The sequence below is a fragment of the Aliidiomarina maris genome (genome assembly GCF_003987335.1).
Taxonomy (GTDB): Bacteria; Pseudomonadota; Gammaproteobacteria; order Enterobacterales; family Alteromonadaceae; genus Aliidiomarina; species Aliidiomarina maris.
Genome location: NZ_PIPK01000002.1, coordinates 171,567 through 191,123 on the forward strand (window position 1 = coordinate 171,567; position 19,557 = coordinate 191,123).

19 protein-coding genes are annotated in these 19,557 nt (G+C 50.7%); 8 read left to right on the forward strand and 11 right to left on the reverse strand.

The window, feature by feature from the left end; all coding sequences use genetic code 11:
- Positions 1-23: 23 nt before the first annotated feature.
- Together CWE07_RS03380 and CWE07_RS03385 are read left to right on the forward strand one after the other, a co-directional pair.
- Positions 24-2,387 (forward strand): Tex family protein, encoded by a 2,364-nt coding sequence (locus tag CWE07_RS03380; protein ID WP_111568782.1) that lies wholly within the window; start codon positions 24-26, stop codon positions 2,385-2,387.
- Between the two features lie 3 nt (positions 2,388-2,390).
- Entirely contained in the window at positions 2,391-3,338 is a 948-nt protein-coding gene (locus CWE07_RS03385) for an AEC family transporter (RefSeq protein WP_111568781.1), read from the forward strand.
- Positions 3,339-3,384: 46 nt separating this feature from the next.
- On the opposite strand, the gene CWE07_RS03390 is transcribed toward CWE07_RS03385, so the two are convergent.
- The 3 genes from CWE07_RS03390 to CWE07_RS03400 form a co-directional block, all read right to left on the reverse strand.
- Positions 3,385-4,020, reverse strand: a complete 636-nt coding sequence (locus CWE07_RS03390; RefSeq protein WP_111568780.1) for a hypothetical protein — start codon at positions 4,018-4,020, stop codon at positions 3,385-3,387.
- Positions 4,017-4,412, reverse strand: coding sequence for a hypothetical protein (locus CWE07_RS03395; protein ID WP_111568779.1), 396 nt, complete (start codon positions 4,410-4,412; stop codon positions 4,017-4,019). Before CWE07_RS03395 ends, CWE07_RS03390 begins: the two co-directional genes overlap by 4 nt.
- Positions 4,413-4,632: 220 nt before the next feature.
- Positions 4,633-5,760, reverse strand: coding sequence for an acyl-CoA desaturase (locus CWE07_RS03400; RefSeq protein WP_111568890.1), 1,128 nt, complete (start codon positions 5,758-5,760; stop codon positions 4,633-4,635).
- Between the two features lie 151 nt (positions 5,761-5,911).
- Here CWE07_RS03400 and fabR point away from each other — a divergent pair, with 151 nt between their 5' ends.
- Complete coding sequence (fabR, locus tag CWE07_RS03405; RefSeq protein ID WP_111568778.1) at positions 5,912-6,571, forward strand: HTH-type transcriptional repressor FabR; 660 nt, start codon at positions 5,912-5,914, stop codon at positions 6,569-6,571.
- Here the strand turns inward: fabR and CWE07_RS03410 are convergent.
- Entirely contained in the window at positions 6,504-7,190 is a 687-nt protein-coding gene (locus CWE07_RS03410; RefSeq protein ID WP_126818969.1) for a hypothetical protein, read from the reverse strand. The genes fabR and CWE07_RS03410 overlap by 68 nt on opposite strands.
- Positions 7,191-7,261: 71 nt before the next feature.
- Between CWE07_RS03410 and CWE07_RS03415 the strand changes: the two genes are divergently transcribed.
- Together CWE07_RS03415 and hemN are read left to right on the forward strand one after the other, a co-directional pair.
- Positions 7,262-9,304 (forward strand): alpha/beta hydrolase family protein, encoded by a 2,043-nt coding sequence (locus tag CWE07_RS03415; RefSeq protein WP_241974025.1) that lies wholly within the window; start codon positions 7,262-7,264, stop codon positions 9,302-9,304.
- Positions 9,305-9,450: 146 nt separating this feature from the next.
- The gene (gene hemN, locus CWE07_RS03420; RefSeq protein ID WP_111568776.1) at positions 9,451-10,812 is read left to right on the forward strand and encodes an oxygen-independent coproporphyrinogen III oxidase; all 1,362 of its coding nucleotides are present in this window, start codon (positions 9,451-9,453) and stop codon (positions 10,810-10,812) included.
- On the opposite strand, the gene CWE07_RS03425 is transcribed toward hemN, so the two are convergent.
- The 7 genes from CWE07_RS03425 to coaD form a co-directional block, all read right to left on the reverse strand.
- Positions 10,799-11,218 carry a putative zinc-binding protein gene (locus CWE07_RS03425; protein WP_157983210.1) on the reverse strand — a complete coding sequence of 140 codons (420 nt, stop codon included), beginning with the start codon at positions 11,216-11,218 and terminating at the stop codon, positions 10,799-10,801. The genes hemN and CWE07_RS03425 overlap by 14 nt on opposite strands.
- 81 nt (positions 11,219-11,299) lie before the next feature.
- Positions 11,300-11,611, reverse strand: coding sequence for an ArsR/SmtB family transcription factor (locus tag CWE07_RS03430; RefSeq protein WP_111568774.1), 312 nt, complete (start codon positions 11,609-11,611; stop codon positions 11,300-11,302).
- A gap of 170 nt (positions 11,612-11,781) precedes the next feature.
- Positions 11,782-12,168, reverse strand: coding sequence for a DUF6746 family protein (locus CWE07_RS03435; protein WP_198679877.1), 387 nt, complete (start codon positions 12,166-12,168; stop codon positions 11,782-11,784).
- A 139-nt stretch (positions 12,169-12,307) separates the two neighbouring features.
- Positions 12,308-13,504: an ABC transporter permease gene (locus CWE07_RS03440; RefSeq protein ID WP_111568773.1), complete on the reverse strand. Its 1,197-nt coding sequence runs from the start codon at positions 13,502-13,504 to the stop codon at positions 12,308-12,310.
- Complete coding sequence (locus CWE07_RS03445) at positions 13,501-14,436, reverse strand: ABC transporter ATP-binding protein (protein WP_111568772.1); 936 nt, start codon at positions 14,434-14,436, stop codon at positions 13,501-13,503. Before CWE07_RS03445 ends, CWE07_RS03440 begins: the two co-directional genes overlap by 4 nt.
- 126 nt (positions 14,437-14,562) lie before the next feature.
- Entirely contained in the window at positions 14,563-16,164 is a 1,602-nt protein-coding gene (pckA, locus tag CWE07_RS03450) for a phosphoenolpyruvate carboxykinase (ATP) (RefSeq protein ID WP_111568771.1), read from the reverse strand.
- 126 nt (positions 16,165-16,290) lie between these two features.
- The gene (gene coaD, locus CWE07_RS03455; protein WP_111568770.1) at positions 16,291-16,794 is read right to left on the reverse strand and encodes a pantetheine-phosphate adenylyltransferase; all 504 of its coding nucleotides are present in this window, start codon (positions 16,792-16,794) and stop codon (positions 16,291-16,293) included.
- A 160-nt stretch (positions 16,795-16,954) separates the two neighbouring features.
- Here coaD and CWE07_RS03460 point away from each other — a divergent pair, with 160 nt between their 5' ends.
- The 3 genes from CWE07_RS03460 to glpE are packed head-to-tail and all read left to right on the forward strand — an operon-like array spanning position 16,955 to position 19,534.
- The gene (locus CWE07_RS03460; protein WP_111568769.1) at positions 16,955-18,145 is read left to right on the forward strand and encodes a glycine C-acetyltransferase; all 1,191 of its coding nucleotides are present in this window, start codon (positions 16,955-16,957) and stop codon (positions 18,143-18,145) included.
- 31 nt (positions 18,146-18,176) lie between these two features.
- On the forward strand, positions 18,177-19,205 hold the full coding sequence (gene tdh / locus CWE07_RS03465; protein WP_111568768.1) for an L-threonine 3-dehydrogenase: 1,029 nt from the start codon (positions 18,177-18,179) through the stop codon (positions 19,203-19,205).
- Positions 19,205-19,534 carry a thiosulfate sulfurtransferase GlpE gene (gene glpE, locus CWE07_RS03470; RefSeq protein WP_111568767.1) on the forward strand — a complete coding sequence of 110 codons (330 nt, stop codon included), beginning with the start codon at positions 19,205-19,207 and terminating at the stop codon, positions 19,532-19,534. Before tdh ends, glpE begins: the two co-directional genes overlap by 1 nt.
- Positions 19,535-19,557: the final 23 nt, after the last annotated feature.

Genomic DNA, 19,557 nt, shown 5'->3' on the forward strand with positions numbered 1-19,557 from the left:
TTTAAAGATAGCAGAGAGAAGCTATGTTGCACGTTGTATCTACCATTGCTGAAGAATTAAATGTCCGCGAAGCGCAAGTTAAAGCCGCGATTGCCCTCCTTGACGAAGGCGCTACGGTGCCCTTTATTGCACGTTACCGTAAAGAGGTGACAGGCGGTTTAGACGACACCCAACTGCGCACCCTGGCTTCGCGCGTGGTTTATTTACGTGAATTCAATGAGCGTCGCGACGTCATTCTCAAAAGCATCAACGACCAAGGCAAGCTCACGGACACATTGCGCCAAGCGATTGCCCAAGCACAGTCTAAAACTGAGCTGGAAGACCTCTACCTGCCATTTAAACCGAAGCGCCGCACCAAAGGGCAAATCGCGATTGAAGCTGGGCTCGAACCATTAGCCGACGCCCTGCTCAACGACGCTAACATAGATCCTGAACAGCAAGCTGCGCAGTACATCAATGCGGAAGCTGGCTTTAGTGACACCAAAGCGGTATTGGAAGGCGCACGATATATCGTGATGGAGCGTTTTGCCGAGGACGCCGCCCTACTGAAATCAATTCGACAAAGCCTATGGCAAGGCGCAGCGCTGCAGGCCAAAGTAGCACCAGGTAAAGAACAGGAAGGCGCCAAGTTTCGCGATTACTTCGACTACCAGGAGCCGCTACGCAAAGTCCCTTCCCACCGCGCTTTAGCCTTACTACGCGGACGCAACGAAGGGGTATTGCAGTTACAACTGAATGCCGATCCGGACCAGGACGACAGTATTCGCAGCAGCCAGTTTGAACATGTGATAGCCAGCCATTTTGGCCTGCGCTTTAACCACGCACCAGCGGACGCATGGCGTCAACAGGCGGTGCAATGGACGTGGCGAATCAAAATTTTACCGCGCATGGAAACTGACTTGCTTGGTCAATTGCGGGAAGACGCTGAAAAAGCGGCTATCCAAGTGTTTGCCACAAACTTAAAAGACTTACTGATGGCGGCGCCTGCAGGTCAGCGGGTAACTTTGGGTATCGACCCAGGCTTGCGCACCGGCATTAAGGCTACCGTGGTGGACGGCACCGGTAAACTCTTAACCCAAAGCACTTACTTTCCACATCCGCCACAGAATGCTTGGGATAAAACTGTGCGCGCACTAGCCGCCATGTGTCACCTGCATAAAGTTGAGCTAATCGCGATTGGCAACGGCACTGCGTCACGTGAAACGGACCGACTCGTGGCTGAGGTCATTAAGCAGCTAGCTGAGCAGCGTCTGACTAAGGTGGTGGTCAGCGAAGCCGGTGCATCGGTATACTCGGCATCTGAGCTGGCAGCGCAGGAATTTCCTGATTTAGACGTGTCCTATCGTGGTGCTGTATCCATTGCACGGCGCTTACAGGACCCGCTGGCCGAACTGGTTAAAATCGAGCCTAAAGCCATCGGCGTTGGCCAATACCAGCATGACGTCAGCCAGTCATTATTAGCTGATAGCTTGGATGCGGTGGTAGAAGACTGTGTTAACGCAGTTGGCGTCGACGTAAATACTGCGTCTGCTCCACTGCTAAGCCGTATTTCCGGGCTAAGTCGCATATTGGCACAAAACATTGTTGCCCATCGCGACAGCGAAGGCGCATTTGATAGCCGCAAGGCGTTACTTAAAGTCGCCCGTATGGGACCGAAATCCTACGAACAAGCAGCTGGCTTTTTGCGTGTCATGCAAGGGGGTAACCCACTTGACGGCTCAGCGGTTCACCCAGAAGCTTACCCAGTAGCAGAGCGCATTGCTGCATCCAACCAACGTGCGGTGGCCGATATTATTGGTGACGTGAGCTTTTTACGTGGGTTGAACCCGGCAGATTATATTGATGAAACCTTTGGTTTGCCGACCGTCACTGACATTATCAAAGAGCTTGAGAAGCCGGGCCGTGACCCGCGCCCTGAATTCAAAACCGCCACGTTTAAAGACGGCGTTGAAACTATCAGTGACCTTAAGCCGGGTATGACGTTGGAAGGTGTTGCCACCAATATTACCAACTTCGGCGCTTTTGTGGATATCGGTGTGCATCAAGACGGCCTGGTTCACATTAGCGCCTTGAGTCATGATTTCGTTAAAGATCCCCATGATGTAATTAAAGCCGGCGACGTGGTCAAAGTGAAAGTTTTGGAAGTTGATGCGCCACGTAAGCGTATCAGCCTAACCATGCGCTTAGATGATGAGCTACCAACCCCGGACAAAGCCGCGGTGAATGACAACAACGCCAACCGACCACGCAGTAACCGCTCGCACCAAGGCCGCTCAGGTGGCGCCAACAAGCGCAATGAGCGCGCTACTGCTGGCGGCGGAGCACCTGGCAATGCGGCGATGGGTAATGCGCTGGCCGCTGCGTTTGCCAACGCTAAAAAGAAGTAAGCGGTGGGCGGCTTTAGTATTGTTTTAGGCTTTTTGGCGCTTGGGGTCATTCTTAAGCGCCTTGTTGCTTTGCCTGAAAGTTTGGCGCCGCGCTTAATTCAGTACGTATTGTATGTCGCCATGCCTGCGATGGTGTTACTTCACCTACCCAAGTTAGAAATCGACGCCTCATTATGGGTGCCGATACTCACCCCTTGGCTCATGCTCGCGTTAAGTATGCTCAGTGTGGTGATATTGACGCGCTTGTGCGGCTGGTCGCGCGAAGTTATGGGGGCGCTTTTAATTGTGGTTCCATTGGGAAACACCTCGTTTTTAGGTTTCCCGATTGTGCGCAGCTTTTATGGTGAAAGTGGGCTTGCGTATGCCGTTTTATATGACCAGTTCGGATCATTTATTGGCCTGGCAGTGATTGCCACCACCTTAGCAGCCATTTTCGGCCGTCCTGGGCGCAACAATTCCCAAAAGGAAGCGAGCCGACTGTCACAAGGGGCTGCTATCGCCAAGAAAGTGGTAACTTTTCCACCCTTTGTCGCACTCATTATCGCGCTCATAGTATTGGCGACAGGGGTTCAATACCCCGGCCCATTGCAAACTGGTTTAAGTTGGTTGGGGATGACCTTAGTGCCCGCAGTGATGGTGGCGGTTGGCCTGCAGCTGCACTTTAAAATACCCCGAAACGACGTGAGCCCCTTCGTTGCCAGCTTAACGTTAAAGCTGATTGCATTGCCGGCGATTGCAGTATTGGTTGCACTGGCACTTGGCTTACATGGCCTTGCGCTACGTGTGTCGTTATTAGAAGCTGCGATGCCGCCGATGATTACCGCCGGTGCCATTGCGATGGCCGCAGGGTTAAAGCCTCGCTTGGTGTCAGCGATTATTGGGTATGGGGTGGTGTTAAGTGCGCTCACAATTCCAGCTTGGTACTGGGTCATCGAGTCACTCTGGGCATAGGGTTAAATCATCCCGAAGACGCAAGGCTGCGAGTCAGAGCGCGAGGTTAAGCAACGCCTAACAAGAATTGCTCATTCGGTCTGAAGCTACCTTGGTAAAATTGCTCAATGCGCTGAGCACGGGCAAATACTGCGGCGTCCATCCCGACAGGACGGCTACCAGCTCCATCATCAAAGCGACTTGCATAGGAACTGCTTGAGTACGCACGGTTAAGCGGGTCGCTTGGCCAATCGAAATCAAGCTGGACAGCCTCGCGCTCTGCACTATGAAGCTCTGCACGTTGCTGCGCAGCGCTTAACGCGTCAGTTCTTGTGGCCTCAGTGTCAGCAATATCATCGGCATCAACATCTTCCCACGTCGGCTCGCTGGTATCGCGACCAATCCGCTGTTGTGCTGGACGAACCGGCTCCTCTCGGACCTGATTGTCCGGGGACGACGTACTGCGACGCAGAAAACCAGGAAAACCAGCTTCAAGACGTGCCTGGGCAAGCTGCTGTGCGTACGAACGTTCCTGACTTTGCGCACGGCGCTCTGAGTCGGAGCCGAGACCACGCTCGCGATGAAATGCTTCCATCGGCTTAAGCGGTGCAACGACCTCGCGTACGGCATTATCGCGTCGTAACACATCGGTAGGTTGCGCAGCCGTAGTCGGTAAAAAGCTCACCATAGGTGTGGTAATCATACGCGCTCCCCTGACCGCTCACGCTGACTTGAGTCTGAACGCGTTGGGTCTGAATCTGAAGCGCGCAGTAAGCTATCGAACATGCTTTGCGCCGCCTCAATAGAACGTGCATTGGCTTTGAATACCATCTCGCCTTCAGTAAGATTAATTAATTGACGGGTAAGAGGCTGGCGATTAAAGTCGATTTGCAGACCCGTTTCGTCTGTGGCAGGCCGACCAGCTTCGAGCACCTGCTCGCGCTGCTGCTGGTACAGGGGCTCTCGTGCGATTTCACGACTTGCCTGATTTACTTGCTGCTCACCCACAGCCATACCCGCACGCCCATTACTGAGGGCATCCGAAGACTGATTAAGTAAGTTAGCAGGCCGAGGCCCAAAGTAATTCACCAGCATATTGCGTTTAGCACCTTGTCCACAGTGAACGAATATTTAATTAGGTTAATTATTCAACAGCTTTGCGAGTTAGTAAAGTACCTTACACTTATTTAACGCTTACTCAGGCGTGGTTTGGGTCAATACTCACGCACACTATAACGCAAAAAAATACCGAGCCATGGCTCGGTATTTTAAAATGGAACGTCAAAACTGATGTGTAAATACGCTGCAAGAAAACCTATAGTGCTGCGCGCACCATACGTTTCCAGCGTCGGCGCTCAACTCTAAAGCTGCGCTTCATATCACGATACTGTTCGACCAGCGCTGAGTGCGATACTTGGTCTTTAATTTCCTGCGTTTTTGCATCCAGCAGCTTTTTACGCGACATATAATACGCTTTGGTTTTCTCCATTAGCGCATCGTACTCGTGCTGCATCCACTCGGCGGTGGTTTGACGCCGCTCTTGCAAACGCGACCACATCACATCCATACGCGCCTTTTCAATTTGGTAGTCAGAAGCACGCTTTAAATTATTCGCCAAACCCACATAGCTCATGCCACGAATCAACCATTTGGTCGGATCATACTGATACCAGCGGATACCATTTCGATAATCACCAGAGAAAATATGGTGGAAATTATGGTAGCCCTCACCAAAGGTGAAGAACGCCAATACGCCATTATCGCGCGCCGAGTTACGCTCAGTGAAAGGACGCTTGCCCCAAATGTGCGCTAACGAGTTAATAAAGAATGTGGTGTGATGATTCACTACCAAGCGTAAGAAACCTGCCACAAGTAACGACGCGATAATTTGGCCAGTCAATACACCAATGAGTATTGGCACACCGATATTCATCAGCAAGGTCAACGCCAGATAATGTTTGTGTTGCCACATCACGATTTTATCGCGCTGCATGTCTTTCACGTTGTTGTAGTCATAATATTTGTCAGGCTGATACTCGCGTAGCATCCAGCCAATATGCGAATACCAGAAACCACGACTGGCCGAATAGGGGTCGTTGTCGTCATGGTCTACGTGTTTGTGGTGCTCACGGTGATCGGATGACCAGTGTAAGGCACTATTTTGTAGTGCCAAAGCGCCACCAAGGGCGAAAATCAGCCGCACGGTCCAATGCGCATCGTAAGTGCGATGCGACCATAAGCGGTGATAACCGGCGGTAATGGAGAGCCCCGAGTAAATGAACAAACCTAAAGCCGCCCACCACACACCCGCACTAATACCTATGGTCAGCGCATATAGCGGAACGCCAATGGCAGCCACAGCGAAGGTAATACTGAATACTAAAACGTTAAGCCAAATTAATGGCGCCTTCTTTGGCGCGCTGGCTTGCGTATTTGTCTGCATATTTGCTTGCATAAAAACCTTTATTTTAAAAACCATGCGGCCAGTTTCGGCTTACATGTGTTCGCCCAATGTAACTTAGTCGAGTGACAGACACAAGCAAAACTTGCTAAACTAGGCGCCCTGTTACTGAACAATTCACTAAGGCTTTGATATGGCTGGTGTCCGCGCCCGACAAAAAGAAAAAACCCGACGCGCCTTGATTGACGCCGCATTAAATCAAATGTCTGCAGAAATATCTTTCTCCAGCCTGAGCCTGCGCGAAGTCGCTCGGGAAGCCCAAATCGCGCCGACGTCGTTTTATCGCCACTTCCAAAACATGGAAGAACTTGGGCTCACGTTAGTGGACGAAGGCGGTTTGGCCCTGCGCCAGCTGCTACGTCAAAGTAGACAGCGAATTGAGAGTGGCGGTTCCATTATCCGCGTTTCACTTGAAACCTTCATGTACTTTGTCACTCACCATACCAGTGTGTTCCGGTTACTGTTACAAGAGCGCAGTGGCACCTCGCGGGAATTTCGTGACGCAGTGGCACGTGAAATCGACCATTTTAAATCAGAGCTTGCCGACTATTTGGTCGCTGAACGCGAGCTGCCCCGCTTGATCGCCGAGTTGCAAGCCGATGCCATCGTGCGGGTAGTGTTTAGTGCTGGCACCGATGCACTCGACCTTGACGCCACCCAATGCCAGTTATTGATGGAGCAAACCATTGTTCAGGTGCGCATGATAGTGCGCGGTGCCGCTACGTTTATGGACGATATCCAGACTTTGCCAGCCAGCGTCCACATCCCTGCAAAACCTGATCATTCCAGTTAATTTGAATACTTGATGGGTACGGTATTTGGTCGCGCTGATTGCGACATAAACCATCAAGAATTTGGATGCGCATGCGGTCTTGCTGGGTTTGAATGTTAAATGTCCACATATCGAGGTAATAGTCGCCCTCACCTGCCGGTAACCGGCGACTCTCAATATCACCGAAGTCGTCGCTGGCTTGTATGCTGACGTCCTTACCTTGCAACTGAAATACCCAGCTTTGTTGCGGCCCTTGCGCTCTAAAATGCACTTTAGGCGAAGCAGCGGCGGCCTCTTGCCACGCTTGCGGCCAGTCTCGTGGGGTACAGCTTAAGGTTTCGTCGCCACGCGTCCATTGCATACTGTCGTCACGAAAACGCACACTATGCCCATTGCCACGAAACACTTGTCCAACCTGGGTACCACGGTCAAGCCAGCGCGAACTTTGGCTATCGCTAATCACCACACGCGCACCATAGAACTGCGCTAGCACGGGCTCTCCGTGGCAAGTCCACTCACTGTACGCTGCTCGCGGGCCGCCGTAATCCGGGCCTGTGGGTGGTGTTTGTTGGCAACCGCTAAGTACTGCGGTCAGCGCAATGGCAGTGGTCGCAACATAGCTACGCTTAAACGTCATCATTATTCCTTTTTACAACCCAGCGGGTTAGAGTGCCCTGTAACGATAATCATGCAAATCAACAGGGAATCACTATGGCGAAGCTTTTGAGTATATGCCTCGGCGCCACAGTTGCAACCATCTCGATGACCGCAACGATGGCCCAAGCCAAAGACATCAGCCTGCAAGACATCAGCCTACAAGACATTGTGCAGCTGCAGCGTGTGACCAGCGCAATCACCACCAATGACGGTGCGTATACCGCCTACACCCGGGTACGCCCGCGCACGGCTTACGAAGACGATGATGGCCCAGCCTACAGTGAGCTTTTTGTCATTACCCCCGATGGCGAGCATGTGCCATTCATCACCGGCGATGTCCGCGTTAGCCAAATTCGCTTTAGCTACGATGAAAAGTTTATTCATTTTGTGACGAATCGTGATGACGATAAGCACAACACGTTGTATCGCATTCCGCTGCGCGGGGGCGAGTCTTGGCGCTTATACGCCCACGACACCCCAGTGAACAGCTATTCATTGAGTGACACCCAACCAACTATAGTCTTTACCACGCGCGAAGCAGGTCCTGAAAAGCAACAAGAGCTAGCCCGTAAAGGCTTCCGAGCGCGTGTGTTTGAGGAAGAAATGCGTCTTGGCCAGGTATTCGTGCACCCCATGGCGGAAGATGAAGATGAAGCGCGTCATATTCCAGTTGACGCCCATGTGTTAAGCGCGACCATGCGCCCAGGCCACGAGCAAGTATTGTTACGCACTGCACCAACGCCGTTTGTCGATGACGACCTAATGCTTAGCCAGTATGCCATTTACGATTTCTCGGGTAGCCAAGTGGTGGCCTTAGACACCGAAGGTAAATTAGGTGCCGCGCGGTTTTCTGCCGACGGCTCTCAGCTAGCAGTACTCGGTGCAGAAGATCAACACGACCCTGCGGTCGGACGTATCTTGCTAGCGAACTTACGCAACGGTAGCACCCGCGACCTACTGCCTGGTTATTTAGGTCATGTCCGTGACATGCTATGGCAAGATAATCAGCACCTGATTATTTTGGGCGAAGTAGGCACCGAAACAGAGCTATTGCGCTATAACGTGCGCAGTAATGAGTACACAACCTTGCTTGAGCCTGGCCAGGTTATTGTGCAGAACTTAATCAGTTTTGATACCAATGGTCACCTGACTCTGCTTGCCCATTCCCCAGCTCACCCGACTGAGGTATACCGCCTAACCAGTCGCAGCCTCGAGCGCTTAACCGACTCAAACCCTTGGTTGGCGGACGTCGAACAGCCCCGACAGGAAACCATACGTCACACCGCTCGTGATGGCGTTGAGCTTGAGGGTGTGTTGGTGTACCCATTAGGGTATCAGGAAGGCCAGCGCGTGCCTGTGATTATCGATGTGCATGGCGGCCCTGAAGCGCATGTGCGTAATGGTTGGAATGACCGCTATTCAAGCCCAACTTGGTATAGCGCAGCACAAGGATTCGCTACTTTCTTCCCTAATTACCGTGGCAGCACCGGGCGTGGCGTAGAATTCTCAAAGCTGGGTCAAAATGACTATGCGGGTAAAGAATTTGACGACATCGTTGATGCCAAAGAGCACTTAGTTGACATAGGCTTAGCGGATCCTGAGCGTGTTGGTATTACTGGTGGGTCTTACGGTGGTTATGCATCAGCTTGGGGTGCCACCAAACAGACCGAGCATTTCGCCGCCGCTGTAATGTTCGTCGGTATCAGCAATAACTTATCTAAGTTTGGTACCACCGATATTCCCAATGAGATGAATTTAGTTCATGCCCGCAGCTACCCTTGGGACAAATGGCAGTGGTACCTGGAGCGCAGCCCGATCTATTGGGCGGAACAAGCACGCACGCCGATTTTGATCATGCACGGTGAAGAAGACACCCGCGTGCATCCGAGCCAGTCGATGGAGCTTTACCGCTACCTTAAAGTGCACGGCAATGTGCCAGTGCGCCTTGTGCTCTACCCAGGCGAAGGCCATGGTAATACGCGCGTAGGTTCGCAACTTGATTACGCCATGCGCCTGATGCGTTGGATGAACTTCTATTTGGTTGAGCAAAACGAAGGCATTCCTGACCACGAGTTACCGCACGCTGACGCACTGTAAGCGTTGTCAGTTTGCATACAATAAGCCCACTTCGGTGGGCTTTCTTTTGTTCGCGAGCCGATTCCTTGCGATGTATCAAATGCATGGCTTTGCGCGATGACTACACTATGCCTCCACTGCTACGTAAGACAACTGGAGGATGCTACATGCAAGCGCTATCTTGGGACCCTACATTAGCCAAAAAATATGACCTGCACGGCCCCCGCTACACCAGTTACCCGACCGCTTTAGAGTTACGCAGTGACTTTCCATCTGCGCCTGTTAAGCAGGCACTTTTGACGAGCGATGCCCCGCTTAGTGCGTACTTGCATGTGCCATTCTGTCATCAGCTTTGCTATTACTGTGGCTGTAATAAAATCGTGACCAGGCACCAGCACAAAGCCGACCGTTATCTGGATGCACTTGCAGCCGAGTTTGATATGTATTCCCCCTTACTTAGCCACCGCGGCATTCAACACTTACATTTAGGCGGCGGCACACCGACATTTTTAAATGCCGGGCAACTTACTCGTTTGATGTTTTTGTTGCGCCAGCACCTCGGTTTTGTGCCCCAAGCTGACAGTGAAGTCAGTATTGAAATTGACCCGCGCAGCTGTGATCTTGATAAACTTACACTACTGCGCGAACTTGGCTTCAACCGCGTGAGTTTTGGTGTACAAGACTTCAACCATATTGTGCAACAGGCAATTAACCGCGTGCAGCCTCTTAGTATGGTGCAAGAACTCGTCGAGCACGCACGGGCATTACAGTTTGAATCGATTAACTTAGATTTAGTGTATGGCTTGCCACTGCAAACCGCGCAGAACTTCGAGCATACTTTAACGACTCTGCTTAATTTACGCCCCGACCGAGTCTCCTTGTTTAGTTATGCCCATTTGCCCAATCGCTTCGCCGCCCAGCGCAAAATCGCCACTCACGATTTACTCGCAGGTCCTGCAAAGCAGCAGCTTCTGTTGCGAGCCATTGAGCGTTTAAGTCAGGCCGGCTATCAATCTATCGGTATGGACCACTTTGCTCTACCCACCGACAACTTAGCCAAATCACAACGCCAAGGTAACATGCAGCGTAACTTCCAAGGCTACACCACGCATGGGTCCGACTGCTTAATTGGTTTTGGGGTCACCGCCATCAGCCAAGTAAATGGCGTCATCTGGCAGCATCAAAAAGACTTACCGGCCTATTACGCGGCAGTCGATGCGCAGCAGTTAGCGGTTGATCGCGGGTTTCAGTTGAGCCGCGATGACCAGATCCGCGCTGCAGCCATTAGCCAGCTGATTTGTCATTTTGAACTTGATCTAGTCGCCTTTGGTAACGCTTGGCAAATAGCTGCCCACGATGACTTACGCGACGCATTTGAAGCCCTTGAACCTTTCATCGCCGACGGCTTGGTGGTCGTTACGCCGACCCGCATTCAAGTCACCGAGCAGGGACAATTATGGGTGCGCTTAATTTGCGCCTGCTTTGATGCCTACCAGCGCAATTCGGGCCAATTTTCTAAGGTGATTTAAGCGGTGCCTGCAGGTGGTCGGCAAAATGCTCGTCGACAGCAACACCTAGCGTTTCCCCGACCACGCGCATCGCCTTGAAAGTGTCATGTAAGCTGCAACTGCCGTCGCGGTGTTGCACTTGCACATGCTTGTCCAATTGAACATGCCAATCGGCTTGGGTCTGCTGTAAGGTTAAGCAGCGACGCACACACTGACGGTGACATCCATCTATCGCAATCACTTTACGGCCGCTGTACAGGGCTTCAAGATGGTCCGTGGTTTGTCCGGCGACCCCTGCAATAGCAGACATTTGCGCATACCCCTGTTGATGCAGCCATAGTCCAATGTCATTGGCTAATTGCGCTAAATTAGAGGCACCTGCACAGGTGTAGACTAGGGGGACGGGTGTGGGTGAAAAGGTACACATAGAGACGACTCCTTTCATAACTTAAGCGTCGAGTGTACGTTATTCACCCAGATTTGCGTTGACGTACGTCAAAGGGAGTAATTAAGATTTGCAGAACAGCTCGTGCAAGGTTTCTAAAACCTTCGCAGCTTTTGGATCGGCTAAACGATAGTAAACTGTCGTACTCTCTTTGCGGAAGTCCACAATGCCTTGCTCACGCAAGCGCGCCAAGTGTTGCGATAGCGAAGATTGTGAAATATCCAGCCTTGATTCCAATTCACTCACACACAGCTCCGCCTCCACTAAGTGGCATAAAATAAGTAGGCGGTGTTGGTTACTTAACAGCTTAAGCAGCCCGGCAGCTTGAGCTGATTTTTCGGTTATTTGAGAAAGATCTAAGTCGCTAGTCGTCATTGTTATAATTTCACAAATAAATGGGTGGATGAATGGTGCGAGTATAGAACAATTATTCGAATTTATGAGCGATAGAGGGGTATCTTTACCTTGCTCTTTACACTTCTTTGCACTACCGCACCATTAATACGCTTGATACAAGTCGTCATCCATAACTTGACTTATTAGCGTTAACGCAGCACCTGTTGCATCACCTCTAAATAGCGCGCCGCATTATCACGTACTCGGTTACTGTCCATCGTTTCCGAGCCTAAGTGCACTTCTTCCAGCACGTCGGCTGTGTGGGATAACTCGTCCTGCAGACGTTCAAGGGCTAGTTCCAAGGTATACGTCAGCTCATGCACCTTCACCAAGTCTTCATCGCTTAATTGCGCTTGATCGACAATACGTTGCAGATGGTCGTTGTGACTGCGTAAGTTGGTAACTGCTTGCTCTAAAGTTTCAGCTGGCAGTGCCTGATAGTGCTCTAAGCGGTTGTCTGAGGTTGCATCAAGTGCAGCGGCAGGAAGGTTCACACCCCAAATCAAGGCCGTCATGGCAAGAACTTCACGGATCATACATCACCTATTCATTAGCATAACTGGAAAATCAATGATAATCATTATCATTGATTTTGTCTATACCAATTGTGTAACGAGGTGTGATCGAATACGTCAGCGCCAATGGATGGCGCTGACGGCGGTCGTTGTGATGTCATCACGTGTTGATAATCACCCGCCAGATTTCCTTCCAGCTTGGCTCTTTGCCGTACATCGTAATGCCGTGACGGAACAGCTTCGCAGCAAGCCGGCGAGCCCAGTATAAAGTGGCAAGCATTAAGCTGACAGACAGCACCCATTGCCACCAAGGTACGCCAACCTCAGCGACCCGAATTGGCATCGCCGCAAACGAGGTTAGTGGGAAAATACTCAAGAATGTCGCCATTGCGCTGTCGGCTGAGCCGACAATCGAGAAGCTCAAAAATACCGGCAGCATAGGTATAAACATCACCGTAGAGCGAGACGAATGGTTCGGGTCATCAATGGTGGCGGCAAAGCCGGCCAAAAAGCTATTCACTAATAGCAACCCGACAATCAGGAAGAACAGTGCATTTAAGAATACCCAGAAGGTCAACGGCAAGGACATAAAGCCCCCCACCATCGCCATATGCATGCCATTGAGTAGCAGCAGCAGTAAGCCCCCTGTCAACACCATAGACTTCAAGCTGTGTAAGGTGATGCCGAGGATCTTTCCGTCCATCCATTCTTGCGGGTTCAACAAAGTAAGCAACTGCTCGGTGACGCGCGTCATCTTTTCCTGGGTGATAGACGACATCATTAACGCAAAGCCGTTAATCACACCGATAAACAGCAGCATTAAAATACCGCCCGTAATCAACCCACGACCACGGCGTTCTGTTTCCGCAGCTTCTGCATCTTCGTCATCGGCACGGCTGGTGTAGAGCATCTGAATCGGAATATCTTCATGGTAGAAATCACGTTGTTCCTGGTCGAGATCTAAGGCATTAAACTTACGTGTCTGCATCCAATCACGCAGCCGAGGTCGAACGCTATCCTGCCAACCTGCGCTCTTTTCCACGTGCAACGTCATGCTAAATCCATCGACTTCAAGCACGCCGTCATATTCGTCGCCGATGGCATCAATCGCGCGCTGGCGATCAACAGGTGGCAAGCGCACAAATTCAACTTGCGCGACGTCTGGCAACTGCCCTTCTGCAAACACCGCAATGCGCTGCTCCGACTCGAAGAATGCAATAATCATCGGCCATAAGATAGCGATTAAGAAACCGAAACACATCAAACCAACCGTCAGCAATTCTTGTTTCCACTTAAAGAAACGTAAGAACTCGAACTTCGCGACACGGGTGATACGGCTTAAATAGGTCGTTTTCATTTGCGGATCTCCTGCGTGGCAGCGGAACTACGCACCGCAGACAAATACAAGTCATGTAGCGGTTTACGTTGACGGCGGAATTCTTGTAAAGCACCTAATTGTGAAACTTGTGCCAACAATTCATGCAGTGGCTGTTCAAGCCCTACCTCGGCAGTAAATTGGGTGTTGTCTGCCTGTGCACTCAAGCCGGCCAGCGGCAACGCAGATAACGCCGCAGGCTCCACAGGGCTAGCGAAGCTAAACTGGATAGTTTGCTTGTCCGCAAGTTGCTGGTGAATCGCATCAATTGGACCATGAGCAATCACCTGCCCACGGTTCATCAGCACGAATTCATCTGCCAGGCGCTCCACTAAATCCATTTGGTGGGCACTGAGTAAAATAGTCACGCCCGCTGCTTTCAGCTCTTTTAATACCGTTAGCACGTGCTCTTGGTTAACTGGGTCGAGGCCTGAAAACGGCTCGTCCAGGATCACCATGGGCGGTTTATGTAGTAAAGTCGCGATGAGCTGAATTTTTTGCTGGTTACCCTTCGACAATTGCTTTAATTGCTCGTTGGCGCGTTCGGTTAACTCGAAGCGTTGCAACCAGTGGTCCAGCTGCTGCTGAATTTCCTTTTTATCAAGACCACGTAATTGGCCGATATAAATCAGGTTTTGCTTTAAAGTTCGGTCTTGGTACAAGCCGCGATCTTCCGGCAAATAGCCAAATGTCCCTTCCGGTAAGTGCGGATACGTGCGGCCTTGGTAGGTCACTTCAATGCTGCCAGAATCAGGCTCCGTCAAGCCTACCAACATACGCACCAATGACGATTTACCGGCTCCATTTGGACCCAGCAACGCGATAATGCCTCCCTCGGAGACTTGGAATGATACGTCATTCACCGCCCGCAAGGTCGCATACTCTTTAATCAAGTGAGAGAGAGTGATTTGCACAGGGTAACCTTTTATGTGTTGTTAACATTTTTGCGCATAGTGTGCCTGTTTGATGGCGAAAAATCATAAAAAAAGCCGACTTGCGTCGGCTTTTTGTGTATCAGAGTATGTCAAACGTCATGCAGGTTATAATTGCGGACCCGCGGCAACTAATGCCTGACCTTCTTCATTGTCTGTGAACTTTTCAAAGTTAGCGATAAAGCGCGCAGCAAGGTCTTTCGCCTTCACGTCCCACTCTGCCACGTCAGTGTAAGTTTGGCGTGGGTCCAAAATAGAGCTGTCTTCAACACCCGCTAACTGGCTAGGAATGGCCAAGTTGAAGTACGGCAAATCAACAAACTCAGCGTCTTCGATGCTACCATCCAGAATCGCGTCGATAATCGCACGTGTCGCTTTGATTGAAATGCGCTTGCCAGTGCCGTTCCAACCCGTGTTCACCAAGTAGGCCTCGGCGCCGGCTGCTTCCATGCGCTTACCTAAAACTTCAGCGTATTGGGTTGGGTGCAAGCTTAAGAACGCAGCACCAAAACAGCTTGAGAACGTTGGTGTTGGCTCCGTAATACCGCGCTCAGTGCCTGCTAATTTAGCGGTGAAACCAGACAGGAAATGGTACTTCGTCTGTTCTTTGGTCAGCTTGGCTACTGGTGGCAACACACCAAATGCGTCCGCCGTTAAGAAGATAACTTTTTTTGCGTGGCCAGCTTTAGACACCGGCTGCACGATGTTGTCGATGTGGTAAATCGGGTAAGACACGCGGGTATTTTCAGTTTTCGAATTGTCATCGAAATCTACCTTGCCATCGTCGCCAACGGTGACATTTTCAAGTAACGCATCGCGGCGGATCGCATTGTAAATGTCAGGTTCAGCTTCTTGCGACAAGTTAATTGTCTTCGCGTAGCAACCACCTTCAAAGTTAAACACGCCATCGTCGTCCCAGCCGTGCTCATCGTCACCAATCAATTGACGCTTCGGATCAGTCGACAAGGTGGTTTTACCGGTGCCCGATAAGCCAAAGAAAATTGCCACGTCGCCTTCAGCGCCGACGTTCGCCGAGCAATGCATGGATGCAATACCCTGCAATGGCAAAAAGTAGTTCATCATTGAGAACATACCTTTTTTCATTTCACCGCCGTACCAGGTACCGCCAATCAACTGAATGCGCTCCGTTAGGTTGAATGCCACGAAGTTTTCAGAATTAAGACCTTGTTTCTGCCAATCTGGGTTGATGCATTTAGCACCGTTCATCACGATAAAGTCAGGCTTGAAGGTAGCCAGTTCTGCATCCGACGGACGGATAAACATGTTCTTAACGAAGTGCGCTTGCCAAGCCACTTCGGTAATAAAACGTACCGCTAAACGGGTATCTTCATTCGCACCACAGAACGTATCAACGACGAATAAGCGTTTACCAGACAGCTGTTTGGTCACCAAGCCTTTCAAGTGGTTCCAGGTGTCTTGGTCAATCGCTTTGTTATCGTTCTTACCTTGATCTGACCACCACACCGTATCCTTGGTGGTGTCATCACGCACAATATATTTATCTTTGGGTGAACGACCGGTGAAAATACCGGTATCTACTGCGACCGCACCTAATTCGGTGACAATGCCTTTTTCATAACCTACTAAGTCAGCGCGTGTTTCTTCTGCGAACAGCACATCATAAGATGGGTTATAAACGATTTCCGTGGCCTCTGTGATGCCATATTGGCTCAGATCCAGATCGGTCATGATACGACTCCTGCGGGACAGTCTGTAATGTGAAAGTGGGTTTGTAAAAATCTTGGCCGCTCGCCGCAACGATAACGGTCAAATTTTGGGCGGGAACTATAGCGGTTTTCCGCCCAAAAAGATAGCCTATCCTGCGCTTCCTTGCTTGGCGCCATGCAGCGCCTGCTGTAACGCTGCGGCAACACGGGCATCAGTAAACTGAGTCACGTCACCATGATGCAGCGCAACCTCCTTGACCAAGGTCGAAGAAATAAACGAATTTTCTTCCGCGGGGGTCAAAAAAACCGACTCTAAACCAGGGTGCAAACGCCGATTCATATTGGCAAGTTGGAACTCGTACTCAAAATCAGACACCGCCCGCAGCCCGCGAATTAAAACCGTTGCTTCTTGCTCTAATGCAAATTCGACCAACAAGCCAGAAAAGCCAACCACGGTCACGTTGGGTAAATGTGCAGTCACGGCTTTAACCAAGTCCACCCGCTGCTGCAAGCTAAATAGCGGCTTTTTGCTTGGGCTGGCGGCAATACCGACCACCACATGATGAAATAAGTTCGCCGCACGCTCAATAAGGTCGCTATGGCCATTAGTAATTGGGTCAAAGGTGCCTGGGTAGATGGCTCTTGTATGCATAGTAAAGATGTCCTGAAACGTACTGACAGGGTGTCACGAGTTCGAGTGTATACAAATGATAACAGGGAAAGGTCGGTGCTGTGAAAGAAAGGATGATAATTTGCCCAACGACGCGTAAAATATAGCTTTATTCTGAGCATATTCCGCACTGAGGTTGAGCATGAAAGATGATTTTTACCGTCAAATCCGTGACCAAATCGAAGACGTCAAAAGCGAAGGGCTGTATAAGAAAGAGCGCGTGATTTCGTCGTCACAGTTCTCGGAAATCGAGGTAAATCAGCATAAAGTTCTAAACTTTTGTGCCAATAACTACCTTGGCCTTGCCAACCACCCTGACTTAATTCAAGCCGCAAAAGACGGCCTTGACCAACACGGTTTCGGTGTTGCTTCCGTGCGTTTTATTTGTGGTACCCAAGATATCCACAAAACGCTGGAGCAAAAATTAAGTGACTTCCTTGGCATGGAAGACACCATTCTTTACTCATCATGCTTTGACGCCAATGCCGGTTTATTTGAAACCATATTGGGCCCAGAAGACGCGATTATTTCTGACGCTCTGAACCATGCATCAATTATCGACGGCGTACGTCTGTGTAAAGCCAAGCGTTATCGCTACGCTAATAACGACATGAGCGCACTGCGTGAGCAGCTTGAGAAAGCCAAAGCCGATAACGCTCGCCATATCCTGATTGCCACGGATGGTGTTTTCTCGATGGACGGCGTGATTGCCAACTTGCCAGGTGTGTGTGACTTAGCCGATGAATTTGGCGCTATGGTGATGGTCGATGATTCCCATGCCGTAGGTTTTGTTGGCCAGAATGGTCGCGGCACCCACGAATATCATCAAGTCATGGACCGCGTTGACATCATTACCGGTACGCTAGGCAAAGCCTTAGGCGGCGCATCTGGCGGCTTTACCAGCGGTAAAAAAGAGGTAATTGATTGGTTACGTCAACGTTCGCGTCCGTACTTGTTCTCGAATTCTTTGGCGCCATCGATTGTTACCGCATCTATTCGAGTCCTTGAGATGCTAAGCGATGGTGGCGATTTACGCGAAAAACTGCTGCGTAACAGCGCGCATTTCCGTAACAAAATGACGGCGGCTGGCTTTACTCTAGCCGGTGCTGACCATGCGATTATTCCTGTGATGCTTGGCGACGCCAAATTAGCCTCTGAAATGGCAGACCGCTTATTACAAGAAGGCATCTACGTCATTGGCTTCTCGTTCCCTGTTGTGCCTAAAGGCGAAGCGCGTATTCGTACCCAAATGTCAGCGGCTCATAGTATTGAACAAATTGATCGTGCCATTGATGCCTTTACCCGTATCGGCAAGGAATTGGGCGTTATATAATCTATCCCCTGCGCATGCGTGAGGAAGTACGATGAAAGTTTTAGCGAAGTTAAAGCCTGAAGAAGGCATGTGGATGAGTGAAGCCGACAAACCAGAAATCGGTTACAACGACATCCTAATCAAGATTAAAAAGACCGCCATTTGTGGCACCGATGTGCATATCTACAATTGGGACGAGTGGTCACAAAACACCGTGCCAGTTGGTATGACAGTGGGTCACGAGTATGTTGGCGTGGTGGCTGCAATCGGTGATGGTGTGCGCGGCTTTAAAGTCGGTGATCGCGTATCCGGCGAAGGCCATATTACCTGCGGCCATTGCCGTAATTGTCGTGCCGGGCGCCGCCATCTGTGCCGCAACACCATGGGTGTTGGGGTCAACCGTGCTGGTGCATTCGCCGAGTATTTGGCCATTCCAGCAGACAATGCGTTTAAATTGCCAGACGAAGTCAGCGACGATATGGCTGCAATTTTCGACCCGTTCGGCAACGCTGTGCATACGGCGCTGTCTTTCGATTTGGTCGGCGAAGACGTGTTAATCACGGGCGCAGGCCCAATTGGTATGATGGCGGCAGCGGTCGCCAAACACGCTGGTGCACGCCACGTGGTGATTACTGACATCAATGATTTTCGTCTCGATTTAGCCAAAAAAATGGGCGCTACCCGCACCGTTAATTCGCAACGCGAAAACTTAAAGGACGTCATGGCAGAGCTTGGTATGACCGAAGGTTTCGACGTCGGCCTTGAAATGTCTGGCGTTGGTGTTGCCTTTAACGGCATGCTTAAAGCGATGAACCATGGTGGCAAAGTTGCGCTGCTAGGTATACCGCCGAAAGACATGGCTATCGACTGGAATGAAGTCATCTTCAAAGGCTTGGTCATTAAAGGTATTTATGGCCGTGAAATGTTTGAAACCTGGTACAAGATGGCCGCGTTGATTCAGTCTGGTTTAGACTTGAGCCCCATGATTACCCATGTCATGCCCGTCGACAACTTCCAGGAAGGTTTCGACATCATGCGTTCCGGTAAGTCGGGCAAAGTTATTCTGGATTGGGAAGCCTAATGCCAGCGATGCAACGTATATCACTTGAGCAAGCGCGCAACCTAATGGCGGCGCGCGACGCTGTGGTGGCTGACATTCGTGACCCGCAGTCATTTGCTGCGGGCCATATGTTGGGCGCAGTCATGCTTAATAATGCAAACTTGCATGACTTTGTTCTTAATACCGATACTCAGCGCCCGGTGATTGTGGTTTGTTACCATGGCGTCAGCAGCCAAGGTGCCGCGCAGTATTTGGCCGAGCAAGGTTTTAACGAAGTGTATAGCATGGATGGCGGTTTCACAGCTTGGGCGCAGGATTACCCAGAGCAGGTAGCTACCCAATACACGTAATGTGCACCATAGCGCAACAGCGG

Coding starts and splice junctions, on each gene's coding strand:
- CWE07_RS03435 (WP_198679877.1), bottom strand. CDS start 12,168: ATGATCCGTGAAGTTCTTGCCATGACGGCCTTGATTTGGGGTGTGAAC.
- glpE (WP_111568767.1), top strand. CDS start 19,205: ATGCCAGCGATGCAACGTATATCACTTGAGCAAGCGCGCAACCTAATG.
- pckA (WP_111568771.1), bottom strand. CDS start 16,164: ATGACCGATCTGGATCTGAGCCAATATGGCATCACAGAGGCCACGGAA.
- CWE07_RS03380 (WP_111568782.1), top strand. CDS start 24: ATGTTGCACGTTGTATCTACCATTGCTGAAGAATTAAATGTCCGCGAA.
- tdh (WP_111568768.1), top strand. CDS start 18,177: ATGAAAGTTTTAGCGAAGTTAAAGCCTGAAGAAGGCATGTGGATGAGT.
- CWE07_RS03425 (WP_157983210.1), bottom strand. CDS start 11,218: ATGTGTACCTTTTCACCCACACCCGTCCCCCTAGTCTACACCTGTGCA.
- CWE07_RS03400 (WP_111568890.1), bottom strand. CDS start 5,760: ATGCAGACAAATACGCAAGCCAGCGCGCCAAAGAAGGCGCCATTAATT.
- CWE07_RS03460 (WP_111568769.1), top strand. CDS start 16,955: ATGAAAGATGATTTTTACCGTCAAATCCGTGACCAAATCGAAGACGTC.
- hemN (WP_111568776.1), top strand. CDS start 9,451: ATGCAAGCGCTATCTTGGGACCCTACATTAGCCAAAAAATATGACCTG.
- CWE07_RS03410 (WP_126818969.1), bottom strand. CDS start 7,190: ATGATGACGTTTAAGCGTAGCTATGTTGCGACCACTGCCATTGCGCTG.
- CWE07_RS03390 (WP_111568780.1), bottom strand. CDS start 4,020: ATGATTACCACACCTATGGTGAGCTTTTTACCGACTACGGCTGCGCAA.
- CWE07_RS03415 (WP_241974025.1), top strand. CDS start 7,262: ATGGCGAAGCTTTTGAGTATATGCCTCGGCGCCACAGTTGCAACCATC.
- coaD (WP_111568770.1), bottom strand. CDS start 16,794: ATGCATACAAGAGCCATCTACCCAGGCACCTTTGACCCAATTACTAAT.
- CWE07_RS03440 (WP_111568773.1), bottom strand. CDS start 13,504: ATGAAAACGACCTATTTAAGCCGTATCACCCGTGTCGCGAAGTTCGAG.
- fabR (WP_111568778.1), top strand. CDS start 5,912: ATGGCTGGTGTCCGCGCCCGACAAAAAGAAAAAACCCGACGCGCCTTG.
- CWE07_RS03395 (WP_111568779.1), bottom strand. CDS start 4,412: ATGCTGGTGAATTACTTTGGGCCTCGGCCTGCTAACTTACTTAATCAG.
- CWE07_RS03430 (WP_111568774.1), bottom strand. CDS start 11,611: ATGACGACTAGCGACTTAGATCTTTCTCAAATAACCGAAAAATCAGCT.